We start from the raw sequence: 4,043 nt of genomic DNA, 5'->3' as shown, positions 1-4,043 counted from the left end.
TGAACATGGGCCTCGACATGTACGGAAACGTCGTTACCGTTCTCGGTTGAAAACAAGAGGTGCCACCTCAACCCCGGAGCCGCGCAACCACCCAACGCCACGGACCGCACACGGGGCGGTGCCCGGCCCGGTCGGGCGGCAGTGGACGGGGAGAGCGGGCCGGGAGAGCGGGCGGGGGTTGGCGGGACCTGGGCGTCAACTGTCATCGCCGCGTCTGGCACGCTCGTACCCATGGGGAAGCGAACGGTTGTCGCGGTGGTGGCCGCGCTGGCTCTGTCGGCTTGCACGGCGACGCCACCGCCGCCCCTGGTGCCCTCCACGCCCGGGATGACGGTGGTCCCCAAGGAGAAGGTCAACGAGGTCGTCGTCGGCGTCGACGACGTCAAGGGCGGCTACAACCCGCACACCCTGGCGTCGCGGTCCGCGGTCACCACGGCCCTGTCCTCGCTGCTCCTGCCCTCGACCTTCCGCACGGCCGGCGACGGCAGCCCCCGCATGGACCTCGACCTGCTGGTCAGCGCCGAGGTGACGAGCGCCGAACCGTACACGGTGACCTACACGATCCGGCGGGACGCGAGCTGGTCCGACTCGGCGCCCATCGCGGCCGAGGACTTCGTCTACCTGTGGCAGCGGATGCGGGCCGAGCCCGGGGTGGTGGACCCGGCCGGGTACCGGCTCATCGAGGACATCGCCAGCCGGGAGGGCGGCAAGGTCGTCGAGGTCGTGTTCGCCAAGCCCTACCCCGGGTGGCGGAGCCTGTTCCACGACCTGCTGCCCGCCCACCTGCTCAAGGACGCCCCCGGCGGCTGGGCGGCGGCCCTCGCCGACAGCTTCCCGGCCACGGCCGGCCCGTTCGCGGTCCGCACGCTCGACCAGCCGCGCGGCGAGATCATCCTGGAGCGCAGCGACCGCTTCTGGGAGCAACCGCCGGTTCTCGACCGGGTGACCCTCAGGCGGGCGAGCCAGCACGACACGATCGAGGCGCTCAACGCCGGTGACGCCCAGGTCGCCCTCATCCGCGCCGACGCCATCGCGCTCAAGGACGTCGAGGAGCTGGTGACGACCAAGGCGGTCACCACGACCGTGGTCCCCCGGCCGGAGGTGGTGCACCTCCTCCTGCGCCCGGCGTCGCCGAGGATGGAGGACGTCCGCGTCCGCACCGCCGTCATGAGGTCGCTCAACCGTGACGAGCTGATCGCCCTCGGTAGTCGGAACGGTCCCAGTGCCGCCCTCCGCGCCGACGCCCTCGTCATCCCGCCGTCTTCCGCCGGTTACACGCCGACCCTGCCGGCCCTCGCCGGCGACCCCGCGCAACTGCTCACCGAGGCGGGTTACACCCGGACGGGAACCCTCTGGGAACGGGACGGGAAGCCGCTGGAGTTGACCATCGCCGCACCGGCCGGCGTGGAGCCGTACGTGGCCGTCGCGAACCAGGTCCAGCGCCAGTTGTCATTGTCCGGAATCGCCGCCCGCGTCCTGACAACGCAGCCCAATGCGTTGTTCGGCCAAGATCTGTCGGATACCGGCACATCCGACAACGCTGTCGACATTGCCGTCGTACCGCGGCCGGACACGGGCGATTCGGCCGCCGTTCTGGCTTCCTCATTCGGCTGCCGGACGTCACCGGACGACGGGGGTACACCCATTCCGGCGAATCTGTCGGGTTTCTGCGACCAGGCGGTCCAACCGGTGGTCGAACAGGCCCTCTCGGGCGAGGTGCTGCTCTCCGACGCCCTCCGGAGCATCGAGCCGGTGCTCTGGCAGCAGGCCGTCGCGATGCCGTTGTTCCAGGTAGCGGACGTTCTGGTGGCCCTGCCGGAGGTCGGCGGGGTCACCGCGGGCGCCCCCCTCGCGGGTCCGCTGAGCGAGGCTCGCACCTGGCGCCGGGAAGATCGTTGACCGTTGACCCGTACGAAACACTGGCTTCAAGATGCGTTCGCGGTGCAGTATTGACAGTATTCCACTCGTCCGGTTAACAACCGCTCCCACCCGGTAACGACGGAGTCGCGTGCTGCTACCAGCGTGTCACCCTTTGGTCACGATCGGCCGATGGGCAGTGACCGTGCCGCGCACTGCTTCTTATCGTGCTGCAACGGTGTGTCGGTTCGGGGCGCGTTTGGCACATCACGGTTATGGGTGGAAGTCGGCCTGAACGGTCGCTCCAACCCAGTGCTAGGAGGGCACGTGTCGATGAGGAGATCAAAGGCTGTCTCGGCGCTCGCGCTGGTGACCACGGCCGCACTCGCGTTGAGCGCGTGCAGTGGTGGCGGCTCGAGCGGTGGCGACCAGGGTGGCGCGCAGGACGCGAACCCGGGCGCGATCGGCGGTCAGGACGAGCTGTTCAAGCGTCCGAAGGTGGAGGACATCGGCGAGATCTCGGTCGCCGTTGAAGAGGCGGCCCACAACTACAACAACAACATCGGCGCGACCAACAACTTCTCCAGCACCATCGCGCTGTCGAACGTCCAGCCGTCGCCGTTCATCACCGACCTGGTCGACGGCAAGGTCGTCATCAAGATCGACGGCGACCTGATGGACTCCATCAAGGTCACGTCGACCGACCCGCAGACCATCGAGTGGAAGGTCAACAAGGCCGCCGTCTGGTCCGACGACCAGCCGATCGACTGCGACGACTTCCACCTGAAGTGGCTGGCCGCGACGAGCAAGGCCACCGTCAAGGGTGAGGACGGCTCCGAGGCCTCGATCTTCGACTCGACCCCCACGGGCTACGAGAACATCGAGAAGCTCGAGTGCTCGGACAACGACAAGACGATCACCACGACGTTCTTCAAGGACAAGCCGTTCGCGGACTACCGCGCGCTGTTCTCGCAGCCGGGCAGCGACAGCCTGCTCCCGGCGCACGTCCTGGAGCAGAAGACCGGCGTCGCGGACATCACCAAGGTCCTGCCCGCGCAGAACGACGACACGGTCAAGAAGGTCGCCGAGTTCTACACGAAGGGCTGGCTGGGCTTCGACCTGAGCGTCGCCCTCTCGGGTGGCCCGTTCGCCGTCGAGTCCGCCGACCTGACCGACCAGACGGTCCTGGTCCGCAACCCGAAGTACTGGGGCAACCCGGCCGGTCCCGCCAAGGTGATCCTCAAGACGAACACCGACGCGCAGTCCGCCGCGCAGCAGCTCCAGAACAAGGAGGTCTCGGTCATCGCGCCGCAGGCCGACCCGGCCGTCGCGGCGCAGCTCCGCGGTGACTCGGCGTTCGAGGTCTACGCGGCCGGTGGCCAGACCTACGAGCACGTCGACTTCAACATGGCGCGCCCCCTGTTCGCCCAGAACAAGGACCTGCGCCAGGCGATCGCCCAGTGCTTCGACCGCGACGCGCTGGTCGAGAAGCTGGTCGCGGACGTCGACCCGAACGCCAAGCCGCTCGGCAGCCTGGTGTTCATGCCGAACGAGGTCGGCTACGAGGACCACTACAGCGACACCGGCAAGGGTGACGTCGCGGCCGCCAAGAAGACCCTCGAGGACGGCGGCTGGGTCCAGGGTGCCGACGGCATCTACACCAAGGGCGAGTTCCGCGCGTCGTTCAAGATCGGCCACAAGATCGTGACCCGCCGCGCGGACACGGTGCGCATCCTCCAGGACAAGTGCAAGCAGGCCGGCATCGAGATCGTCGCCGACCAGGCCGCCGACTTCAACGACAAGCGCCTCCCGGCGTCCGAGTTCGACGCGGCCCTGTTCGCGTGGGTCGGCCAGCCGCTGAAGGCCGGCGCGTACGGCAACTACGCCCAGAAGGCCAAGGGCGGTTCGGGCAACTACAACAACTACGACTCGGCCGAGATGACCGAGAAGTGGGCTGCCGCGAACGGCGAGCTGGACTACCAGAAGCGCATCACGATGATGAACGACGTCGACAAGATCATGCGGGACGACCTGCACAGCATCCCGCTGTTCCAGCTGTCCGACTTCGCCGCGTCGAGCGCGGACATCGGCCCGATCTCCTACATCGGCGTCGGTGGCGGTGTCACCTGGAACCTGTACGCCTGGCAGAAGAAGTAACACCGCCCGGCCGCCCGTGATCCTCGCGG

General features: G+C 68.1%; 2 protein-coding genes. Both read left to right on the top strand.

Annotation, left to right across the window (positions count from 1 at the left end):
- The first annotated feature begins 231 nt into the window (after window positions 1–231).
- Complete coding sequence (locus tag ACR807_RS41345; RefSeq protein WP_438927016.1) at window positions 232–1,899, top strand: ABC transporter family substrate-binding protein; 1,668 nt, start codon at window positions 232–234, stop codon at window positions 1,897–1,899.
- Window positions 1,900–2,190: 291 nt separating this feature from the next.
- Entirely contained in the window at window positions 2,191–4,014 is a 1,824-nt protein-coding gene (locus ACR807_RS41340; RefSeq protein WP_438927015.1) for an ABC transporter family substrate-binding protein, read from the top strand.
- Window positions 4,015–4,043 lie beyond the last annotated feature (29 nt).

Origin of the sequence: Saccharothrix sabaoui (assembly GCF_051756985.1) — a bacterium.
GTDB lineage: Bacteria > Actinomycetota > Actinomycetes > Mycobacteriales > Pseudonocardiaceae > Actinosynnema.
This window is presented reverse-complemented; position numbering and strand designations above follow the sequence as displayed.